18 protein-coding genes are annotated in these 21,091 nt (G+C 47.2%); 13 read left to right on the plus strand and 5 right to left on the minus strand.

Annotated features, from left to right (window positions below; all coding sequences use genetic code 11):
* Positions 1 to 801, minus strand: a complete 801-nt coding sequence (locus LZG94_RS13590) for an endonuclease/exonuclease/phosphatase family protein (protein WP_233792422.1) — start codon at positions 799 to 801, stop codon at positions 1 to 3.
* 113 nt (positions 802 to 914) lie between these two features.
* Here LZG94_RS13590 and LZG94_RS13595 point away from each other — a divergent pair, with 113 nt between their 5' ends.
* The 3 genes from LZG94_RS13595 (at position 915) to LZG94_RS13605 (ending at position 4,752) form a co-directional block, all read left to right on the plus strand.
* The gene (locus LZG94_RS13595; RefSeq protein ID WP_233792423.1) at positions 915 to 2,240 is read left to right on the plus strand and encodes a pitrilysin family protein; all 1,326 of its coding nucleotides are present in this window, start codon (positions 915 to 917) and stop codon (positions 2,238 to 2,240) included.
* Between the two features lie 40 nt (positions 2,241 to 2,280).
* On the plus strand, positions 2,281 to 3,657 hold the full coding sequence (locus LZG94_RS13600; protein ID WP_233792424.1) for a pitrilysin family protein: 1,377 nt from the start codon (positions 2,281 to 2,283) through the stop codon (positions 3,655 to 3,657).
* Positions 3,658 to 3,897: 240 nt separating this feature from the next.
* A complete protein-coding gene (locus tag LZG94_RS13605; protein ID WP_233792425.1) occupies positions 3,898 to 4,752 on the plus strand; it encodes a sugar phosphate isomerase/epimerase in 855 nt (284 codons plus the stop codon).
* Between the two features lie 188 nt (positions 4,753 to 4,940).
* Here LZG94_RS13605 and LZG94_RS13610 read toward each other — a convergent pair whose 3' ends face one another.
* From LZG94_RS13610 to LZG94_RS13625, 4 genes are all read right to left on the minus strand, one after another.
* On the minus strand, positions 4,941 to 6,839 hold the full coding sequence (locus LZG94_RS13610) for a RagB/SusD family nutrient uptake outer membrane protein (protein WP_233792426.1): 1,899 nt from the start codon (positions 6,837 to 6,839) through the stop codon (positions 4,941 to 4,943).
* 15 nt (positions 6,840 to 6,854) lie between these two features.
* A complete protein-coding gene (locus tag LZG94_RS13615; RefSeq protein ID WP_233792427.1) occupies positions 6,855 to 10,355 on the minus strand; it encodes a TonB-dependent receptor in 3,501 nt (1,166 codons plus the stop codon).
* Positions 10,356 to 10,520: 165 nt separating this feature from the next.
* On the minus strand, positions 10,521 to 11,657 hold the full coding sequence (locus LZG94_RS13620) for a FecR family protein (protein WP_233792428.1): 1,137 nt from the start codon (positions 11,655 to 11,657) through the stop codon (positions 10,521 to 10,523).
* 91 nt (positions 11,658 to 11,748) lie between these two features.
* Positions 11,749 to 12,336 carry an RNA polymerase sigma factor gene (locus LZG94_RS13625; protein ID WP_215232512.1) on the minus strand — a complete coding sequence of 196 codons (588 nt, stop codon included), beginning with the start codon at positions 12,334 to 12,336 and terminating at the stop codon, positions 11,749 to 11,751.
* A gap of 153 nt (positions 12,337 to 12,489) precedes the next feature.
* Here LZG94_RS13625 and LZG94_RS13630 point away from each other — a divergent pair, with 153 nt between their 5' ends.
* The 10 genes from LZG94_RS13630 (at position 12,490) to LZG94_RS13675 (ending at position 21,086) form a co-directional block, all read left to right on the plus strand.
* Positions 12,490 to 13,446, plus strand: a complete 957-nt coding sequence (locus LZG94_RS13630; RefSeq protein WP_233792429.1) for an isopenicillin N synthase family oxygenase — start codon at positions 12,490 to 12,492, stop codon at positions 13,444 to 13,446.
* Positions 13,447 to 13,507: 61 nt separating this feature from the next.
* The gene (chrA, locus tag LZG94_RS13635; RefSeq protein ID WP_233792430.1) at positions 13,508 to 14,650 is read left to right on the plus strand and encodes a chromate efflux transporter; all 1,143 of its coding nucleotides are present in this window, start codon (positions 13,508 to 13,510) and stop codon (positions 14,648 to 14,650) included.
* Between the two features lie 66 nt (positions 14,651 to 14,716).
* Positions 14,717 to 14,959, plus strand: coding sequence for a UPF0175 family protein (locus LZG94_RS13640; RefSeq protein WP_233792431.1), 243 nt, complete (start codon positions 14,717 to 14,719; stop codon positions 14,957 to 14,959).
* Positions 14,956 to 15,435, plus strand: coding sequence for a DUF3368 domain-containing protein (locus tag LZG94_RS26470; protein ID WP_233792432.1), 480 nt, complete (start codon positions 14,956 to 14,958; stop codon positions 15,433 to 15,435). Before LZG94_RS13640 ends, LZG94_RS26470 begins: the two co-directional genes overlap by 4 nt.
* Positions 15,436 to 15,460: 25 nt before the next feature.
* Complete coding sequence (locus LZG94_RS13650; RefSeq protein ID WP_233792433.1) at positions 15,461 to 18,439, plus strand: glycoside hydrolase family 3 N-terminal domain-containing protein; 2,979 nt, start codon at positions 15,461 to 15,463, stop codon at positions 18,437 to 18,439.
* Positions 18,440 to 18,501: 62 nt separating this feature from the next.
* A complete protein-coding gene (locus tag LZG94_RS13655) occupies positions 18,502 to 18,828 on the plus strand; it encodes a DUF721 domain-containing protein (RefSeq protein ID WP_215232516.1) in 327 nt (108 codons plus the stop codon).
* A gap of 33 nt (positions 18,829 to 18,861) precedes the next feature.
* Positions 18,862 to 19,080 (plus strand): DUF2683 family protein, encoded by a 219-nt coding sequence (locus tag LZG94_RS13660; RefSeq protein WP_233792434.1) that lies wholly within the window; start codon positions 18,862 to 18,864, stop codon positions 19,078 to 19,080.
* Positions 19,056 to 19,328: a Txe/YoeB family addiction module toxin gene (locus LZG94_RS13665; RefSeq protein WP_233792435.1), complete on the plus strand. Its 273-nt coding sequence runs from the start codon at positions 19,056 to 19,058 to the stop codon at positions 19,326 to 19,328. Before LZG94_RS13660 ends, LZG94_RS13665 begins: the two co-directional genes overlap by 25 nt.
* A 17-nt stretch (positions 19,329 to 19,345) precedes the next feature.
* A complete protein-coding gene (locus LZG94_RS13670) occupies positions 19,346 to 20,281 on the plus strand; it encodes an LD-carboxypeptidase (RefSeq protein WP_233792436.1) in 936 nt (311 codons plus the stop codon).
* A 4-nt stretch (positions 20,282 to 20,285) separates the two neighbouring features.
* Positions 20,286 to 21,086 (plus strand): SDR family oxidoreductase, encoded by an 801-nt coding sequence (locus LZG94_RS13675; protein ID WP_233792437.1) that lies wholly within the window; start codon positions 20,286 to 20,288, stop codon positions 21,084 to 21,086.
* Positions 21,087 to 21,091: the final 5 nt, after the last annotated feature.

The raw sequence follows: 21,091 nt of genomic DNA on the forward strand, positions 1-21,091 counted from the left end.
TTATTTTAATATAAAATCTGCTACAACCGGCAAGTGGTCAGAAGCATATTTCTCGTCGATCACGCGGGTGTTCGAGGCTTTCAGTTTGTCGGATTTGAACATAATGAAATCGATCGTTTTGTTCGGTTTTTCTACCGGGATCGTAAATCCGCATTCTGAACAGGTTCTTTTGAAATATTTATCCAGGTAGGCGATCACTTTGCTGTCGGGCACTGCGTTGAAATCTCCGGCTAAAATCATAGGCAACTCTGTTTTCCCAAACTTTTCAATAATCGTTTCGGCCTGCAATACGCGGTTAGGCTCTTTCAAACCCAAATGCGTGCTGGCAAAGATCATTTTCTTATTATTCGGCAAAGTAACCGTCACCGCAGCTACGGTACGGTCCTCTTCTTTCATATCCGGGTGGATCGGCAATGCATATTTCACCGAGTCAACGATCGGGAATTTGGACAAAACGGCCACACCATAATCGCCGCCGCCGTGGTCGATCGCTTTGGAAAAATAGAATTTCATCCCCGTCAATGCGGCGATCTGCTGCGCCTGGTTCTTACCTTTTCCTGATCTTTCCGTATTTACATCCACTTCCTGCAATGCGACGAAGTCGGGTTTTTCGGCATTGATCACTTTTGCAATCGCTTCAATATCGATCTGTGCGCCGGCCGAAGGCGGATTCGCGTGGTGGATATTATAGGTCATCACCTTGAAACGCTGGTCTTTGAGCGTTTCGGAATACTCTTTGGAAAACCCGGCGAGGGTAGCAAATCCCACGAGAATAAGCAGGACACGGAAAACGTTTTTCATAAATTTCTGATGGTTTAGGATTATTCAATTGCCAAAAATAAGCGTTTAGATTTTTTCCACGCATCCTTTTTATTTTTCATTATCATTACGAAATCATTAACCACCCATTTTTTATGAGGCTAAAATTTTTCCTGCTGTGTCTGGCCGTAGTAGTGGCAGGCCTGGGCAGCACGCACGCCCAGACGAAACCGGAAGACGTCAAAACTTTTGCATTAGCCAACGGAATGAAGTTTCTCGTACTCGAAGACCATTCTATTCCCAATGCCAATATGTACATTTTCTGGAAAGTCGGCTCGCGGAACGAGGTGCACGGGATCACCGGACTTTCGCACTTTTTCGAACACATGATGTTCAACGGTTCCAAGAATTTTGGCCCGAAAGAATTCGACCGTTTTATGGAAGCAAACGGTGGTTCCAATAATGCATACACGACCGAAAATGTAACGGTTTATACCGACTGGTTTCAAAAAGACGCACTGGAACCGATCTTCAAACTGGAATCCGACCGCATTGCAAATTTGTCAATAGACCCGAAAATGGTTGAAAGCGAGCGAGGCGTGGTACTTTCCGAGCGGAGTACCGGGCTGGAAAACAGCAACTACCGGATGCTTGGTGAGCTGGTACAATCGGTTGCATTTCAGGAACATCCTTATATGTTTCCGGTAATTGGATTTGAGTCTGATATTAAAAGCTGGACGCAGGAAGATCTGGAAAATTATTTCAAAACCTACTACTCACCTAACAATGCGACGGTGGTGATCGTGGGCGATATTACATTGGAACAGGTCAAAAAAATGGCCGATCAATATATGGCGCCTATTCCGGCCCGCGGGTTACCTCCGAAAATCAGAACGATCGAGCCGCCGCAGAACGGGGAAAGAAGGGTTACCACTTATAAGGATATTGCCACGCCGAATATATTGATGGCTTACCACGTTCCCGAAACAAAACACGAAGATTATTACGCGCTTGATTTGCTGAGCAGCCTCCTGACCTCCGGTAACTCGTCGAGATTAACGAAATCACTAGTCATGGATTCCACCCTGGCGACCAATGTTGCGAGCTTCACCGACCAGAGTTTCGACCCGAGCCTGTTCATTATTTACGCGATCGCCGGCGGAAACGTAACCGCGCCTGATCTGGAAAAAGCAATTGATAATCAAATTGATTTGGTGATCAAAAACGGGGTAAAAGACGAAGAACTTCAGAAAGTAAAAAACCAGAAACTGATGGAATTTTACCGTACGCTCGAAACGATCAATGGAAAAGCGAATAGTCTGGGGAGTTACGATGTGTTTTTTGGTGATTATAAAAAGATGTTTGAAGCGCCGGAACTGTACAAGAAAGTCACTGCGGAGGATATCAAGCGGGTTGCTGCGAAATATTTCACCGAGCGTAACCGGACTGTAGGTTATCTGCTGCCGGAAAAATCAAAGTAAATGCCACTTCACAACATCATTCATTGCTAATTTTTGAAATATGAAAAAGATACTATTTGTGCTTGCGGCATTGCTTTCGCTGTCGGCCTCGGCACAAAATAATTTCAAAGTCCCCGCTTTTGAAAAATTCAAGCTTAAAAACGGACTCACCATTTACCTGATGGAGCAGCATGAAGTGCCGCTGATCAATGTATCGGCCGTATTCGATGCAGGTTCGATCAACGACGGTGAGCGTTTCGGGCTCGCCAGTATCACAGCCGACGCATTGCTTTTTGGTACTGAAAAATACACCAAGCCGCAGATCGAAGAAATGACCGATTTCGTGGGCGCGACGATCAATACATATGCGGGAAAAGATATGGCGGGCGTTACTTCTTCGTTTGCCGTAAAAGACCAGGAAAAACTCTTTGATATTATCCAGCAGGTATTAATGCATCCCGTTTTTGACAAAACCGAATTCGAAAAACACAAGCAACGCGCAATTCAGGAACTGGTAAGGCAAAAAGAAAGTCCGCGTGCGGTGATATCAAACTACATGAACGCATTCATGTTCAACAATTTCCCCTACGCAACGCCGGGCGACGGCATCACATCCACTATTGAAAAGCTGACTGCTGCCGATGCAAAGGCATTTTACGAAGGCAATTATACCTCGGGAAAAGGTGCTATTGCAATAGTGGGTGATTTCAAAACGGCGGATATGAAGAAGAAAGTGACTGCACTTTTTGGAACCTGGAAAACGGCGCCTTACCGCATGGTGAAGCGCGTGGCCCCGGATCTGGAATTCGAAAAAAGCCGCGTGTTACTGGTTGACAAGCCCGATGCCAGAGAAACGACCTTTGTAATTGCAGGCAAGGGAGTTGATTACAACTCCGCTGATTATGTGCCGGTTATGGTTGTCAATACGATACTTGGCGGCCGGTTCACCTCCTGGCTGAATGATGCATTACGTGTCAATTCGGGACTTACTTACGGAGCAAGAAGCGCATTTACCCGCTACAAATACGCCGGTACTTTCGCGATCAGCACATTTACTAAAAATTCCACTACGGTACCTGCGATCGATATGGCGATGCAGGTTCTGGATAGTCTGCACAAAACGGGCATTAATGAAGAGATCCTGCAATCGGCCAAAGCCTACGTAAAAGGAAGCTTTCCGCCCGCATTTGAATCCGCCGGTGCATTGGCCAGACTGCTTACCGATATGCACGTTTTCAATTTTGATGAAAGCTATATCGATACATTTCAGTCCAAAGTAGACGGGCTGACCACTGCGCGGGCAAAGGAAATTATCGATACCTACTTCCCGAAAGACAAGCTGCAATTTGTATTGATCGGAAAGGCGGATGAAATACGCGATCAGGTTAAGAAGTATGGAGATATTACAGAAAAGCAGATCAAGGCTGACGGGTTTTAGTATAAGTTGAGGGCATAATTACTTTTAACAGCATTGTGCACGTGGAGCTTCGGCTGCGCTCAGCCTGACAGTATGCATCTGATGGGTAAGCAAGATTTTATCTTTGCTGAGTATGCAGACAACATGCATCTGTTCGTAAGCTAACATCTGGCAGTAACTAGTAGCACTACAGACATGTATTGTCAGGCTGAGCGAAGCCGAAGCCCCTATGCACAACAATCATCATTAACCATTTTGAAAATGAACAAATTATTAAAAACGTGTCTGTTTGCTGCTGCTACTCTGGTGGGGCATGAGGCGGTTTTGGCTCAGGGAAAAGTGTACACCAATCCGATCGGATTACAGGCTTACACATTTCGCGGAAGCTGGCCAAAAGGGATTGAAGCGACACTGGACACCATCAAGTCGCTCGGCGTTACTGAAATGGAAGGTGGGCCGATAGCGGGAATGACTACCGAAGAGCTGCGCAAACAGCTTGATAAGCGGGGTATTAAAATGGTTTCCATCGGCGCAGATTACAAAAAGCTGGCGGAAAGTTCGGAGCAAACGATCAAGGATGCCAAAATTCTGGGTGCCAAATACGTGATGGTAGCCTGGATTCCCCACAACGGAAAATTCGATCTTGAAACGGCAAAAAAAGCAGTTGCCGATTTTAACAAAGCTGGCAAAGAACTGAAAGAAGCGGGTATTGAGCTTACTTACCACAACCACGGCTACGAGTTCGAGCCTTACGAAGACGGTACTTTGTTTGATTATCTGGTTAAAAACACAAATCCGGAATACGTCAACTTCGAAATGGACCTGCTCTGGACCGCATTCCCAGGCCAGGACCCAGCTGCATTGCTATTAAAATACCCAACCCGCTGGAAACTAATGCACCTGAAAGACCTTAAAAAAGGAGTAGTAGGAAACCTCTCCGGCGGCACACCGACCACCAATGACGTAGCACTAGGAACCGGCTCCATCAACATCGCCGCCGCCCTAAAAGCCGCCAAAAAAGTAGGTGTAAAACATTACTTCATAGAAGACGAGAGCCCAAGTTATTTGAAGCAGATACCTCAGACAATTGCTTATATTAAGGGGTTGAAGGAGTAGGGAAAAGGGAGGAAGGGAGGATGGAGGAAGGGAGGATGGAGGAAGGAAAAAAGTTTGAAAATGTGCCCCCTGTCAGTCTGAGCGTAGCCGAAGACATTGTGCACGTGTCTTCGGCTACGCTCAGACTGACAGGGGCTTTATTTCATTTTTCTCCTTCCTCCTTCCTCCCTTTCCTCCTTCCTCCCTCACTACCACCCCGGATTCTGCTTCAAGGTCGGGGTTCTTTGTAACTCGTCCTGCATGATTGGGAACAGATAGTGCCTTGGCGCTACGAAAACGCGGCTTTCTATGAAGAAACGCTGCATTTTGTATTTCTTCCCGTCGACCACAATTTTACCTGCCGGGTCTTCTACCGGCTTCATTCCATTGATCATCCGCTGCGTTTTAGGGTAAGGCCAGCCGAGCTGCGCGCGCTGCTCGTTAGTAGCACCGGCGCTCTGCCAGGCCTGCTCCCGCGCGAGTTCCTTCGCTGAACTTGGTTCCAGGTACAGACGTGAAGTCCAGATCCGGTTGTTTTCGTAAAAAAGCTCCACCCGGCGTTCCCGCTTGATATATTCGTCCATCAGCGCTTTGCTCGTTTGAACCTCCGGCGGCATTGGCGCCATAAAAGAGCGTTTCCGCACATTATTGATCATTTCATAGATCTCCGCATTCGGCCCGGCCGTTTCGTTGACTGCCTCCGCGTAGATATAAATGAATTCAGGCAATCGCCAGACCGGCGGGCCGCTAATAGAAAAGCTTTTGTCCCGATTCCAGGATTCACGCAGGATTTTACGCAGGAAATAACCCGTCGTAGTAGAATTCGTAGCGCCGATTTTGTCGGCTCCCGTCGCGGTATTGATCACCTTTCCCTTGAATGTAGATCCGTGGTAAACAACATCGCGGTGCAGGCGCGGGTCGCGTTTGATACCTTCGTAGGGGTTCGTATCATCGTATCCGTCGGCTTTCGCACGTGAACTGTAAATAGGATAGCCGAAACCGTTTTTGGCCACATATTCGTATTCATCCACCTGCTCCTGAACCGGCATCTGACGCGAGCTTCCGCCCCAGCTCGGCGGATAAATATCACCCTGCCAGTTGTTATCCTTATCTCTCGTCACAAAGAAAACTGCCTCATTTTGAAACGCTTCCATGTTGTGGTACATATCCCAGAGCCGCGCCGGCACTTTCGAGTTGTTGTTATCAATACCCGCATCGTCCCGGAAATCGGCCGCATCGTGCCCCTGGTACAGGCTGTAACGCAGGCGACCATCCACTTTATAGTCGATCACCGCCTTAGCTGCATCCCGCGCGACTGTCCAGCGTGTCGGATTCAGCCCATATTCAGCAGCAAAAAGGCGCGTATCGTTGGGAAATGTACCTCCGTTCCACATCGGCGTTGCGGCCATCCAGGCTACGATCGCTTTCAGTCCCAGACAAGCCCCTTTATCCACCCTACCAAAATCAGCGCCGCCCCAGCTGCCCGGTACCAATGCCATCGCTGAGTCACAATCCTGCGAAATCTTGGCTGCAATAGCATGGAAGGATTCCTGTTTGAAATCCATCGGCTCAGTTGGAGATATCGTTCTTGTCATATAAACCACCTCTCCGTACATCCGCGCGGCGAGGTAATGAAAATATGCGCGCATGAAATACGTTTCTCCGAGCCTCTTCGCCAGATCACCCGCCTGCAAAGGATTATCCGGCGTATTATAAGTGCGCACACCTTCCAGGATCACATTCGTTTTCCGGATCCGGTCGTACAAATCCCACCAGTATTGCCCGCGGCTGCTGCGATCGGGCATTGCATTCGAATTCCAGTCGCCGGTGTTGAATTTGTTAGTCAAACTTCCCTCAGCGGTAGAACCTTCCGCTTCGTCGGTTACGGGCGCTGTGGAGAAGTGAGAGAAGAATACGAGCGGACTATTGGAGCCTTTCGCATTGTCGTACAAGTCTGTGATCAGCTGATTGGTTTTATTATACCTGGTAAAAACCTGCTCTGCATCCAGCTGATCGTCAGGCCTTCTGTCCAGAAAATCCTGGTCGCAGGCTGCCAGCATATTGCCGACTACAAAGAATAGGATCGTATATATTTTTCTGTTTTTCATAAATAGTCAGGATAATCAGAATGAAATGTCTACACCAAAATTCATCACCTTCTGGATCGGGTACCAGTCTCCGGTCCCTTCGTTTGTTTCCGGGTCCATATCTACGTCGCCGAGCTTGTCCCACGTAAGCAGGTTCATTCCCTGCGCGTAAAACCGCACCTGGTCAAGCCCGATCTTTTTGATCAATGGTTTGGGAAGATTATAGCCCAGCTCGATCGTTTTCAGACGTACGTAGTCGCGGTCGTATAGAAACAAGCTGCTGTTTGCATTCTTGTTGTTGCTATGGTCACCGAAATGAAGTGCGGGATAGGTTGCTGTGCTGGCATTCTCAGGAGTCCAGCGGTTCAGGTGCATGGGTTTTACCTTGCCATATTTATCCTGGCTAAACAAAGGGAAATCGTACACTGCCGCGCCTGAAAGCTGCATTGAACCTCTTGCCGCACCCTGGAAAAGCATGCTGAAATCGAAATTCTTGTAGCGCGCTCCTACCGGCAGACCAAACATCAGTTCCGGGTATTTAGGATATCCCGTCGCAGTTCTGTCGCCCAGATCATCCACCCGACCGTCACCGTTGAGATCTTTGTAAACCACATCACCCGGCCGCAATACGCCCCAGGACTGGTAGCCGCTTCCCTGGTTCATCGCATTCAATGTATTCGCCTCTTCCTGGTTGCCTACAAAGTGGTCGAAAATGTAGTTAAAATGCTCTTCAATGCGTTTTCCGGTATTTGCCCTGCCTCCGAAAGCATAAGGAATTTCATTCATGAAAACGATCTTGTTGCGGGCAAATGAAACATTCGGACGGATGAAATAGGTAGCATTTTTACCAATGCTGCCGCTCCACCCGATTTCCATATCAAAACCTTTATTATTGACGATACCCGAATTCAGATAAGGCGCATTTTTACCCACAATATCCGGAAAACCCAACTTGTTGCCCCCGCTCATATCGGTGATGATATCGTAGCGATGCTCGTGGAAAAGGTCGAGGGTAAATGTCAGGTGTTGCAGGAAAGTCGCGTCGATACCGATATTGGTCTTTCTGGCCTTTTCCCACGTTAAATCGGGGTTAGCGAGATCACCTTCCGACAAATATCCGCCCGCGCCGGAGCCGAAGTTATCCGTACCGAAGTTGTAATCTCCGTCTCTTCCGCCAAAGTATTGCAGATAAATAAAACGCTTGTCATTCGGCACGCGGTCGCTTCCTACCAAACCATAAGAACCACGGATTTTCAGATTATTAAGCCATTTTTGAGCGCCAATGAGGAATTTTTCCTTGGAAATAACCCACCCTGCGGAAGCCGACGGAAAGAATCCGTAGCGTTTTCCTTTTGCGAAGTTCTCTGATCCATTATAAGCCGCATTGAATTCCAGCAAATAGCGGTCGTCGTAACCGTAAGTGGCGCGGGCTGTCAATCCCTGGTAGCTGAAAGGTACCTGGTTATTAATGATCCGCCGCGACCGGTTTCCCAATACCATCCCGGTCACATTATGTAACCCAAAATTCCGCATATAGTCGATCTTCGCCTGAATATAAGTGCGGCTTTCATTGTCTTTATTGTCAAATCCATTGCCGATCGTCTGGTCGATATCATACTTATTTCCAGACTTATAGGCGCCGGTATAGTTGCCCGGCGTACGGTAAATATCGCTTCCGTCGGCCGGCACGAATGTAGCGTAACCCGGATATTCGCGGTAACCCTCGGAATACGTGTTCACGCGGCGGTTGATCCAGCCGCCGTCGCTCGCATCGTAAGAAAACATCCCGTCTATCGACAGACCTTCCGTAATAAAGTTAAGCTTGTGGCCCAGCGAGAAAGATCCGTTCAGGTAAGTGTTTTTTTCGTTCAAAAACCCGGTTCTGCTCAATTCTCCAAGAATATTAAACCTGTAAATCTGGTCGCCGTAAAGCATTCCAAGCGGGTTATTGGCTTCGAATACGCGATTATCAGGGTTTCCGTTCGGCTCCACGATGATCGGCAGATAGGAAGGCTGGGTATTGGCGAGCTCAACAATCCTGGCGGCCGTGGTACCCGGTGCATTCCGGTCGGTAATGCGCGCGCCGATATCCAGTTTGGCGAAAAAGTTGTCGGTAATATCAATATCGATATTAGACCTGAAATTATATCTCTTGAAAACGGCCTGCGTATTGTTGGTGCTCAGGTTGGTATGCTTGTAATTTCCATCCTGTTGAAAGTAATTGGCCAGAACAAAATATCTGGCCTTTACTGATCCACCGCTAATAGACAAACTGTAGTCGTGCTGAACGCCCGGTTTGAATGCATAATCAAAATAATCCCAGTTGTAACCCAGTCCGTCAGAGTTATCCCCTTTTGCGCGCCGCCAGTCCGATATCGAAGCTTCTGAGAACAAGTTCAGCGTCGAAGGATCTGCGTCGGGGTTATCATTTCTTCTTGCTTCGTTATAAAGCATTGCATAATCTGCTGATCCCAAATAGGTTGGAAACTTGACCGGCTGATTAATACCCACGGAAGCTTTGAAATTTACAGTCGCCTTATCCTGCACTTTTCCTCTCCGGGTCGTGATCAGGATTACACCATTTGCCCCGCGAACTCCGTAAGGCGCAGTTGCAGACGCATCTTTTAAAATGGTAAAAGTCTCAATTTCAGAAGGTGCCAGGTAATCCATACTTCTTTCCAGCCCGTCGATGATCACGATCGGCGCTTTGTTTCCGTAAGTAGCAGTTCCGCGGATAAAAATGTCGCTTCGGTCAACCCCCGGCTCGCCGCCGCTGAACTGGTTTGCAAAAAGCCCCGGAAGCCTTCCCGCCAATGCATTGGTAATGCTGGCTGTCGGGCTTTGTTTCAGATCTTCGGTCGTAATGGTGGCAATAGCGCCGGTAATGGTCGCTTTCCTTTGCGAACCAAAACCCACGATCACCACTTCTTCCAGTCCGCCGAGGTCTTCCTGCAATTGTATGTTGATTGAAGTTTGTGCATCTACAATTTGCTCTTTCCCAAGAAATCCGATGAAGGAAACCACCAGCACATCGCCCGGTTCCGCCTCAACCGTAAATTTCCCGCTTGCGTCTGTGGAGGTTCCTTTGTCCGTTCCCTTCACGACCACAGTTGCTCCCACGAGCGGTAAACCCTTGACATCCTGGATAGTACCGGTTATTTCGCGTATCGTAGCAACGACCGTCGCAGGCGCTACGGACATGGTATTGATCAGTGCCTGACCGGGTTCTTCTTCTTTTCTGAAAATGGCGATCTGCTTGCCTATGATCTTGTAAGCGAGCCCCGAACCTTTCAGTGCTTTGTTCAAAATCGCAGGCACCGTTTCATTTTTCAGGTCGAGGTTGATGGTCTTCTCCGGCTTTCCTGTAAAAAGGTCGTCGCCGTAAAAAATGCGGTATTCGGTTTTATCCTGAATCTCCTGAAAAAGGGTATTGAGGTTCCCGTTACGGATTTTTACATCCATTCTGCTTTTTTGCGAATAGCCTGTTGCATGCACGCTCATCATCGCAACCCATAAAAGCAGTATAGTCAACTTCATAATTCTGAGCAGTTTTCGGGGACGTAGCTCTCCCAAAGGGTAATACCCTGATTGGTCAAATTTTTTCATAAATTTGATTCGACTTTTGTTGATACAATTGTTAAGAAATCACTTGCTTGCCGGCAAGTGCAATCGATCGGGAGACGTTGCCGCGTCTTCCGTTTTTTATTTGGTAATAGTGCTTTTCCCTAGTACAAACCTCCTTTCCGATTGTTGATAAGTAAGTGATGTTCCCACCGCGACAATGTCCAGAACTTTGGTAATGTCCTCCTGAAGATCGAGCGTACCCGAGAAAGTCCTGCTGCCGCTTTCCATTTCTGTAAGCTGAATATCCACGTCGTAGTACCGTGCTAATTTTTTCAGGATCCCGGCCAGCGGCGCCCTCGTCAATGCGAGGTACCCGTCTTTCCAGGATATATATTCTCCCACATTCACCTGTTTTACTTCCAGCGAACCCTTTCCTGCTACGTAAACCGCCCGCATTCCGGGTTCCAGTTTTCTCTTTTGAGCTTTAAAAATCGATTGCTGATTTGCCGTAAGTTCAATACTTCCTTTCACGAGAACCGTCGAAGTCTGCTGGTCGTCGGCGTAGGCGCTTACATCAAACTCCGTCCCGAAAACCTGCACTTTCATGTTTTTGGTGTGGACGAAAAATGGGTGATCGGCTGCGTGGCTGACAGCAAAATAGGCCTGACCTTCAACATAAACTTCCCTTTGTTTTGAATCGAAATGTGCAGGATAAACGAGTTTGGAGCCGGAATTGACCCAGATTTTAGTCCCGTCCGAAAGCGTGATCACCGACCTTTTACCGTAAGGAACAATTAATGTATTAAACTCCTGGCCGGCCACTTCCTGATCAACCGCCGTAGCTGAATCTATCTGGATCCGGTTTCCATTGCCTTCGTAAACCAGGGACGAATTTTGCCTTTCCAAATTGATCGTCCGCTGATCGGCCAAAACCAGTTTGGTGTTTTCAGGATCGCCTGCCGTATTGGAAGCCAGCTGCCGCATTACCGTTCCGGAATCTTTTCTGAAATTGAGATAGCCCAGCCCGGCGAGCAATAGTAGCGTGACGGTTGCGGCAATCGAATACCACAATCTGTTCATTCTGATCTGCTTCTTTTGCTGGATACTCTCCTCCACCTGAGTCCATATATATTCTCTTTCCGAAGGCGGGAGCGTTTCGTGGCGGATATGCTGCATCAACTGGCGGGTGGTGTCGGCGGTTTTCCGGTCTTCTTCGGACAGTTCTTCCGGTTTAATATCCTGACGCTGACCCTTTTTGGGTAACTTTCTCTTCATGCACAAACTTGTTTGACATACAAGAGAAAGGTTTCGAAAGGATATAGACTCGCAAATCGATTTTTTTTAATAAAAAGAAGAAAAAATTTAATTACCAGCAGAAAACGAGCAGAAATGAGCCGAATTCGAGCTTGCCCCGAAGCTGTTTGAGTGCCCGGTAAATGAAGGTGCGACAGGTAGGGACCGAAATCTGCATGATCGCGGCAATCTGGTCGTAATCCAGGTCCTGATTGTATTTCAGATAAAGTATTTCGCGTTGCCGGTCCGGAAGCTGATTGATCTCAGAAGCCAGCTGCTGCAATATTTCGCGCTGACTTTCATCCATAATGATCTCGTGCTCAATACTGAATGAGAATGCATTCATTCCGAAACTTTCGTCCGCATTCCATCGGTCGATACTGAAAATAGAAGACTTGCGGTGCGCGGCGTGGAGTTTGCGGCGGAATGATTTGAGCAGATAAAATTTCACATTGACCTCCCGGGACAAGCCGCTTCTGTAACTGTGCAGATCAATGAACAGATCGTGGATACAATCTTTGACCAGATCATCGTCAGTCGTGTAGCGCATTCCAAAAGCAAACAAACTGTCCGAATACTGATCGTACAACTGGCTGAATGCCTGCTGATCGCCGGAAATGAAGCTTTTCCATAATTCATTTTCCGGGAGTGTGAGTATCATGATTGAGTATTAAAATTTGAATTAAATTTATAATAATAAAACTAAACAAGTCAAGTGTAAAATAAGCGAGCCGGGACGTGAGCGTGATCGGGAGCAAAACTAGCTGGCAACTTTCACGATAGTTTTTATACTTTGCGCAAAAAAAGTAATAACATGGAACCTGCGCTATTGAACCAAGTCCCTTCGCTGGACCTGGCTGATTTTACTTCCGGAAATACGGAACAAAAAGAGAGATTTGTGGCCGAAATTGGCGATGCATTTACTAATATAGGTTTTGTAGCAATTAAAAACCACGGGCTGAGTGACGAGCTGCGTGAGAAATTATACGCGTCGGTGCAGGAGTTTTTCTCTCAACCCGACGAAGTGAAACGGAAATATGAATTCCCGAACCTGTTTGGCCAGCGCGGCTACATCAGTAAGGGTAAAGAAACTGCGAAAGGCTTCAAAGTCGCCGATTTAAAAGAATTCTACCATATCGGCCAACCGGACCCGATCGGCAATATGCCCTCGAATGTTTTCCCTGAGGGTTTTCCTGAATTCGAAAAGTATACGCTTGAAGTGTATAAAACCTTTGAGAATGCGGGCAAAACGCTGCTTCGTGCGATTGCTATCTACCTGCATTTGCCCGAGGATTATTTTGAGGATAAAGTAAAAAATGGCGATAGTCTGCTGCGGGCGCTACACTATTTTCCTATTCCCAATCCGGAACTGGTACCCGAGGGTGCAGTGAGAGCTGCCGCGCACGGGGATATTAATCTCATTACCTTATTAATGGGTGCAAGTGCCGAGGGACTGGAAGTATTGCGGCGCGACGGACAATGGATCGCGATCACCGCATTACCCGATCAAATCGTTGTGAATGTGGGAGATATGCTCGACAGGCTGACTAATCATAAATTGAAGTCGACCATTCACCGGGTAGTAAATCCGCCGCGCGAAAAAATGGGCACGTCGCGATACAGCATTCCCTTTTTTATGCATCCGCGGGCGGATATGGACCTAACCAGCCTGGAAAGCTGCATTACTGCTGAAAATCCGAAATTATACACCAACATGACCGCCGGAGAGTTTCTGGATGAGCGTTTAAGGGAATTGGGATTAAAAAAATAGTAACCTAAGTACGCCATTGGCTGTTCCTCCCATCCGCCGTTTTAGATACATCATTTACCTGATGGATATCCTCTTGTTATCAGTGACAGCTTTCGGAGGCCCGCAGGTACATTTAATGATGATGATCGAAAGGCTGGTCAAGAAAAGAAGATATATTACCGAAGAGGAACTACTTGAATTACAGGCGCTATGCCAGGTATTACCGGGACCGAGCTCGACGCAGACCGTCACGGCGATCGGCTTAAAAATCGGCGGCCAGCCGCTTGCTTACCTGACGCTGATCGTCTGGTCTATTCCTGCAATGGTTTTAATGACTGCGGCGGCGATTGGGATACATTACCTGGAATCGAAATCTATTTCGCTGGATTTCACCAAATTCGTCGGCCCGATGGCGGTTGCATTCCTGATGTACGGCGCTTCGGCTATTGCTCGAAAAGTGATTCATAACACCCAGGGATGGACATTTCTGATCATTTCCACGATACTCGCGTACCTTTATCCTTCCCCTTACACGACCCCGGTACTGATCGTGCTGGGCGGTGTGGCGGCTTCTTTGAATTTCAAGAAACACGAGAAAATGGACAAAGCGCCGATCCGTGTGAAATGGCGGCCGATCATATTCTGGATCTCGGTACTGGTGGCGGCGGCGATTGTGGGTAAGGTTACCAACTCGCTTCCTGTGAGGCTTTTTGAAAACTTTTACCGGAACGGAAGTCTGGTTTTCGGCGGCGGGCAGGTTTTGATCCCGATCCTATATAATGAGTTTGTGGAATTCAAGCATTACCTCACCGAGCAGGAATTTCTGGCCGGAATGGCATTGACGCAGGTGGTCCCGGGGCCTGTTTTCTCTATCGCTACATTTGTGGGGAGCGTTTCTCTGCAAACGCACGGCGTATTCGGGCAGATCGTCGGTGGGTTTGTGGCTACGGCGGGGATATTTCTGCCGGGCACTTTCTTCATATTCTTTGCTTATCCTTTTTGGGATCAATTAAAAAAGTACCGCGGGATCCGCGCCTCGCTCGAAGGTATCCACGCCGCCAGTTGCGGACTTACGATCGCAGCGGCCATTTTGCTATTGCAGCCCATGATGACCGACCGGCAACCCCTTTTTACGGTGATTATCACCCTGCTGGTACTCACCTTCGCCAAGATCCCCTCCTACTTTATTATCCTGGCCGGGCTTGTGCTGGGGTTGGTGTTTTGAGGCAAATACATTAATGGCTAAATTGATTTCAATCTGTATATTTACAAGACACTGAATATTCTGACTATGCTACTGGAACTTGATGACCAAATCGTGCAAAGTACTGGAATGAGTCCTGAGGAACTCAGATTAGAACTTGCTTTACAATTATACAAAGAAGAAAAAATTACCGTCGGGCAGGGTGGAAAGATGACGGGAATTGGCTCGATCAAATTCCAGCAGGAACTGGGAAAACGGAAAATATCATCATCCTTCAATAACGAAGACTTGCAGTCCGATTTGAAAACCCTAGCTGCTTTGTTTCAGTGATAGTAGTTAGTGATACTTCTGTAATCAGTGGTTTGCTACAATCGGATAGCCTGTTTATTCTTCATAAACTTTATAATAAAGTAGTAATTCCAAATGAAGTTTTCGCCGAGCTAAGCCAGCTGGACAAGAAATATATTGACCAGGTATTTAGTGATTGGATAGAAATAAGGCATATTAGTGAAACTTCGTTGGTAGCTGAACTTGCACTGAGTTTAGATGCAGGAGAAGCTGAGGCTATCATTCTAGCCAAAGAGCTGAATGCTGACCTACTATTGATAGATGAAAAGAAGGGGAGAGCGATCGCGTCGCAAATGGGCCTCAAAATTACCGGGATTCTGGGAACGCTTATAGAAGCAAAAAGACAGAATCACGTAAAAGCAATCAAGCCAATTATTAAAGTCCTGATAAACGAAGTCGGCGTTTGGTTCAATGCTGACTTGATTCTCAATGTGTTGACGCAGGTTAATGAAAACTAATATTAAATTGAATAGCAAAAATCGAATGAAGCATATTTTCTTAATCCTGCTCTCCTTTTCATTCTTTATTCCAAAAAGTTTAAAAGCCCAAATCAGTACATCTCCCAGCTTTCTAAACAAAAACCAGAATGCAGCGGCCCGGCAGTGGGTTGATTCTGTTTTTGCAACGCTGACTCCCGACGAGCGGATTGCGCAGCTGATTATGATCCCGGCAGTTTCGGATGTAAAAAGGGCGCTCATTGACCCGAAGGCAAGTAGTCCGGCGATGGTTGAAAAGCTGATCCGGGAAAATAAGGTTGGCGGGATCGTCTTTTTTCAGGGCGGCCCGATGCCCCAGGCCCGGCTGACGAATTTTTATCAATCTATTTCCAAAGTGCCTCTGCTGATCGCGATGGATGCAGAATTTGGTCTGGCAATGCGGATCGACAGTACCGTGCGCTATCCTTACCAAATGACGCTGGGAGCTATTCAGGGGAATAATGACCTGATTTACGAAATGGGGGCGCAGCTGGCGCGGCAGGCGAAGAGATTGGGAATGCATATCAATTTTGCGCCGGTGGCCGATGTGAATAATAATCCGGACAATCCGGTGATCAGCTTCCGGTCTTTTGGTGAAAATAAATATAAAGTGGCTGACAAGGCAGTTGCATATATGAAGGGAATGCAGGATAACGGGCTGCTGACCAGCGCAAAGCATTTCCCCGGCCACGGCGATACCGGCACGGATTCACATTACGATCTGCCACTGATCAAGCACGATGTTACCCGCATTGATTCACTCGAAATGTACCCTTTCAAAGCATTGATCAGCAACGGAATTAGCGGGATTATGATCGCGCATTTGAGCATTCCTGCATTAGACAAAACCCCTAACCTACCCTCAACCCTGTCCAAACCGATCGTCACGGACATATTGAGGGACAAGCTCGGCTTCGACGGACTGATCTATTCGGATGCAATGAATATGAAGGGTGTAACCAAATATTTCCCTGACGGAAAAGCCGACGCGATGGGCCTGGAAGCGGGCATGGATATTCTGGAATTTACGGAGGATCTGAACAAGTCAATTACAGAGATTAAGAAGAGCGTTGCCGAGGGGCGAATCAGCCAGGCTGAGATCGACGCGCGCTGTAAAAAGGTATTGATGGCCAAAGCCTGGGCGGGGCTGAACCGTTACAAGCCGGTCGACCTGAACAATTTATATGAAGATTTGAATCCAAAATCAGCCGAGTTGGTCAACAGGCTTCTGACCGAAAAAGCATTGACCGTTCTAAAAAATGAAAACAACATCCTGCCTCTGAGAGAACTGGATACCCTAAAAATTGCCTCTGTTTCCCTCGGTGCGGATACGATCACGACTTTCCAGAAAACGCTTGAACTTTACACTTCCGTAACTCATTTTACAATTCCCGCAAAAGCAACCGAAATCCAGATCGCAAACCTCAGGGCGCAGCTAAAAAACTACAACCTGATTATGGTAGGCGTGCATTTGGGAAGTATTTCGCCAAGAACCAACTACGGGCTGACGGAGCCGATGAATGCGGTTTTGCAGGAACTGATCGCTTCGAAAAAGGCAATTGTTTCCATTTTTGGAAATCCTTATGCATTAAACAAAATGAACAAGCCTGAAAATGCAAAAGCATTGGTGATGGCTTATCAAATGACACCCTACACACAGGATCTGTCGGCGCAACTTATTTTTGGAGCAATACCCGCGAGTGGAAAGCTGCCGGTTACCGTGAATGCACAATTTCCTTACGAAGCTGGTATTGCAACGCCGGCAATCGGTCGGTTGAAATATACTATTCCGGAAGAGCTGGGAATGGATTCGAAGGTTCTGACGCACAGAATCGACTCTATTGCCAATCTTGCCGTAACAGAAAAAGCAACTCCGGGCTGCGTGGTGCAACTGGCAAAAGATGGGAAGGTATTTTTCAGGAAGGCTTATGGAAAACACACGTACGAAGGCGCCGCACCGGTTAAGCTGAATGATCTGTACGATCTGGCGTCAGTGACCAAGATAACTGCTTCTACACTGGCATTAATGAGTTTGTGGGACCAGAAAAAATTCGATCTGGACGCGACAATGAAGGATTACCTGCCCGATTTTGCAAAATCCAACAAAGCGGACCTGGACTGGCGCCACGTGCTGACGCACAGCGCAAGACTGAAAGCATTTATCGTGCTTTGGAAAGAAGCGCAAAAACCGGACGGCAGCTGGAAAAAGAAGACGTTCAGTACCAAACAGTCCAGGCGGTACCCGACTTCGGTTGTGGGAGATAGCCTGTTCATTTACAAGGATTATCCTGAAACCATATTCAAATCCATCCGGGATTCTCCTTTGAATGAAAAAGAAGGATATGTGTACAGCGACCTGTCATTTATTCTGTACCCGCAGGTCGTAAAAAGTTTGTCAGGCGAGGGTTTTGAGGATTATCTTAAAAATCACTATTACCATAAACTGGGCGCTAATACGCTGACTTTCAATCCGAAGAGATTTTATAAACTGGAAGATATTGTCCCTACCGAGAAAGATACGTTTTTCAGAATGACGCAGCTGCACGGACAGGTGCACGACGAGGCGGCTGCAATGCTGGGCGGATTAAGCGGACACGCGGGCTTGTTCGGGGATGCAAACGATGTGATGAAAGTGTGGCAAATGTATTTGCAGGAGGGCTATTATGGCGGGCAACAGCTTTTGAGCAAAGACGCGCTGCTGGAATTTACGAGATACCAGTATCCGGACCAGGGCAGCCGCCGCGGGATCGGTTTTGACAAACCTTCATTCAAATATACCGGCAATGCACCGAAGTACGCCAGCCCGTCAAGTTTCGGGCACACGGGCTACACCGGAATTATGACCTGGGCGGATCCTGCCTGGAAGTTGAACTACGTTTTTCTATCGAACCGCGTGTACCCGACAAGGGAAAACAGCAAGATATCGACGCTCAATATACGCACGTCGATTATGGATGTGGTGTATGAAGAGTTGCTTAAAAAGTAGGGTAGATCGCTGCGGTGAACCTTATTATATGTCTACATTTGCAAAAATCACCTCGCGCAACTATGGCACAACACTATCGGTTTGACAAAGAAAAGGCGTCGCGGAAGCCGGGCGTCACGCCGCTGAAAGATGCTATCGATCAGATGCTCGACAGGTACAAGATCCGGACCCGATTTGACCAGTCTTACGTGGTCGCGCACTGGGACAAAATTATGGGTTCGGCGATCGCGACGCGGACTAAAAAGGTCTATATTCACGAGCGGACGTTATTTTTACAAATAGAATCGGCGCCGCTTAGAAACGAACTTCTGCGCGCAAAATCAAAGATTATCGAGCTGATCAACCGGGAAATGAAGAGTGATCTGGTTGATGATGTGATATTTATTTGAGGTATATTTGATGGGAACAAGACATGGAATAACATGGCCACACTAACGATAGATACTGAAAGTCAAGAAGTTATTGAAGCAGTAAAAAGTCTACTCAAGAAATTCAACGTATCCTATAATATCAGCGGGGAAAAAGCTTACGACCCGGAATTCGTCAGAAAGATCAAGCTCAGTGAGAAGCAGATCGACGAAGGCAAGGTCGTGAAATACGAACCTGGCACTGATTTATGGGATATATTAAATACGAAATAGAGTTTTCGAATACTGCCGCCGAAGATTTAAGATTTTTCTCGAAATCAGGGCAGCTTAACACATTAAGGAGGATCAAAAACCTTATTGATTCAATTTCTGAAACTCCCGCTTCGGGAATTGGAAAGCCGGAGCTATTGAAACATAATCTGGCAGGATACTATTCGAGACGAATAAATCGGGAGCACAGAATTGTTTATAAGGTAGATCAACAAATCATTCGTATTCTTTCTTTGAGGGGGCATTATTGATGTACCCTTTTTTATTTATGAGTCAAATCAAACTTCCTCCATTTCTAAAACCCGGTGACCGGATAGGGATTGTGGCGCCGGCTAGCGTGATCAAATATGAAGATATCCTCGGCGGTATCGACATTTTTACAAATCAATGGGGATTACAGGTTAGAGAAGGCAAAACACTGAAAACAGCTTTCAATCAGTTTTCGGCGAGTGATGATGAGCGGCGGGAGGATTTGCAGCAAATGCTGGACGATCCTGATATCAATGCGATCATCGCAGCCCGAGGCGGTTACGGCTGCTCCCGCATTGTAGACCAACTTGACTTCACCCGTTTTTTAGAAACCCCCAAATGGATCGTCGGGTTCAGCGATCTGACTGTATTGCTTTCGCAGTTTTATAATCTGGGATATGTGAGCCTGCACGCGCCGATGGCCAAATCCATTACGACTTACGGGGGCGAACTGGCGGCTGAGTCGCTGAGGCAGCTTTTGTTTGGAGAAATGCCGGAATATGTCATCAAGCCACATACTTTGAACCGCGAGGGTGAAGCTACTGCCACGGTTGTGGGCGGAAACCTTTGTATCCTCAATCATCTGATAGGTTCCAAAACTGAGATCGATCTGGACGGGACCATTTTGTTTATTGAAGATGTCAGTGAATACCTTTATAATCTCGATAGAATGATGATCCAGATGAAACGGGCGGGCAAATTGGCTAATCTGGCGGGGCTGATCGTGGGGCAGTTTACTGATATGAAAGATAATAAAGAGCCGACTTTTGGGAAAAATGCAAATGAGATCATTCAGGAACATATTGCCGAATATTCCTACCCCGTGTGTTTTGACTTTCCGGTAGGACACGTGGGCGATAACCGGGCTATGGGCGTAGGAATGCAGGCCAAACTTACAGTAACTTCTAAAAGTGCCGGGCTTCAATTCCTTTCAACTGTTCCCGCATTCATATAAATTAATGGAGAATTTTAAAGATAAGGTTGTGTGGATAACCGGCGCGAGTTCCGGGATTGGAGAGGCGCTCGCAATTGCATTTGCGCACGAAGGTGCGAAACTCGTATTGACAGCACGGAGAAAAGAAGAATTGGAAAGGGTAAAGCTGGCGACCGGCCTGCCCGATACGTCGGTGCTTGTGTTGCCGATGGATGTGACCGACCTTGAAAAGGCCGGATCGGCAGCCGGACAGGTGATCGCGCAGTTTCAGCGGATCGATATCATGGTGCACAACGCAGGTGTCAGTCAGCGCTCCTATATCAAAGATACTGACCTGGCTGTTTACAAAAACCTGATGGAAATTGACTTTTTCAGTACGGTTGCGCTGACGAAGGCGGTTTTACCTTATATGATGAAGCAGAAAAGCGGCCATTTTATTGTCATGAGCAGTGTCGCGGGGAAAATAGGAACCATTATGCGCTCGGGCTATAACGCAGCTAAACATGCGTTGCACGGATTTTACGATTCACTCCGGGCAGAAGGTTATGTAGATAATATCAAAGTGACAACTGTTTGCCCTGGCTATATCCGTACCAATATTTCATTGAATGCATTAAATGAATCCGGCTCCAAATTCGGTAAAATGGATGCAAATCAGGCGAACGGAATTCCTGCCGAGGAATGTGCGCGGAGGATATTGAGTGCGGTCAAAAAGGATAAAAAGGAAATATATATCGGCGGATTTAAGGAAGTGGCCGCTATTTATCTGAAAAGGTTCTTCCCTACCCTCTTATTCGATCAGGTAAGGAAGAACATTCCGGAATAATCTGT

Origin of the sequence: Dyadobacter sp. CY343, assembly GCF_021390335.1 — a bacterium.
GTDB lineage: Bacteria > Bacteroidota > Bacteroidia > Cytophagales > Spirosomataceae > Dyadobacter.

Bases quoted from the DNA above. Each gene is read 5' to 3' on its own strand.
- LZG94_RS13590 (WP_233792422.1), bottom strand. From the start codon at position 801: ATGAAAAACGTTTTCCGTGTCCTGCTTATTCTCGTGGGATTTGCTACC.
- LZG94_RS13595 (WP_233792423.1), top strand. From the start codon at position 915: ATGAGGCTAAAATTTTTCCTGCTGTGTCTGGCCGTAGTAGTGGCAGGC.
- LZG94_RS13600 (WP_233792424.1), top strand. From the start codon at position 2,281: ATGAAAAAGATACTATTTGTGCTTGCGGCATTGCTTTCGCTGTCGGCC.
- LZG94_RS13605 (WP_233792425.1), top strand. From the start codon at position 3,898: ATGAACAAATTATTAAAAACGTGTCTGTTTGCTGCTGCTACTCTGGTG.
- LZG94_RS13610 (WP_233792426.1), bottom strand. From the start codon at position 6,839: ATGAAAAACAGAAAAATATATACGATCCTATTCTTTGTAGTCGGCAAT.
- LZG94_RS13615 (WP_233792427.1), bottom strand. From the start codon at position 10,355: ATGAAGTTGACTATACTGCTTTTATGGGTTGCGATGATGAGCGTGCAT.
- LZG94_RS13620 (WP_233792428.1), bottom strand. From the start codon at position 11,657: ATGAAGAGAAAGTTACCCAAAAAGGGTCAGCGTCAGGATATTAAACCG.
- LZG94_RS13625 (WP_215232512.1), bottom strand. From the start codon at position 12,336: ATGATACTCACACTCCCGGAAAATGAATTATGGAAAAGCTTCATTTCC.
- LZG94_RS13630 (WP_233792429.1), top strand. From the start codon at position 12,490: ATGGAACCTGCGCTATTGAACCAAGTCCCTTCGCTGGACCTGGCTGAT.
- chrA (WP_233792430.1), top strand. From the start codon at position 13,508: ATGGATATCCTCTTGTTATCAGTGACAGCTTTCGGAGGCCCGCAGGTA.
- LZG94_RS13640 (WP_233792431.1), top strand. From the start codon at position 14,717: ATGCTACTGGAACTTGATGACCAAATCGTGCAAAGTACTGGAATGAGT.
- LZG94_RS13650 (WP_233792433.1), top strand. From the start codon at position 15,461: ATGAAGCATATTTTCTTAATCCTGCTCTCCTTTTCATTCTTTATTCCA.
- LZG94_RS13655 (WP_215232516.1), top strand. From the start codon at position 18,502: ATGGCACAACACTATCGGTTTGACAAAGAAAAGGCGTCGCGGAAGCCG.
- LZG94_RS13660 (WP_233792434.1), top strand. From the start codon at position 18,862: ATGGCCACACTAACGATAGATACTGAAAGTCAAGAAGTTATTGAAGCA.
- LZG94_RS13665 (WP_233792435.1), top strand. From the start codon at position 19,056: ATGGGATATATTAAATACGAAATAGAGTTTTCGAATACTGCCGCCGAA.
- LZG94_RS13670 (WP_233792436.1), top strand. From the start codon at position 19,346: ATGAGTCAAATCAAACTTCCTCCATTTCTAAAACCCGGTGACCGGATA.
- LZG94_RS13675 (WP_233792437.1), top strand. From the start codon at position 20,286: ATGGAGAATTTTAAAGATAAGGTTGTGTGGATAACCGGCGCGAGTTCC.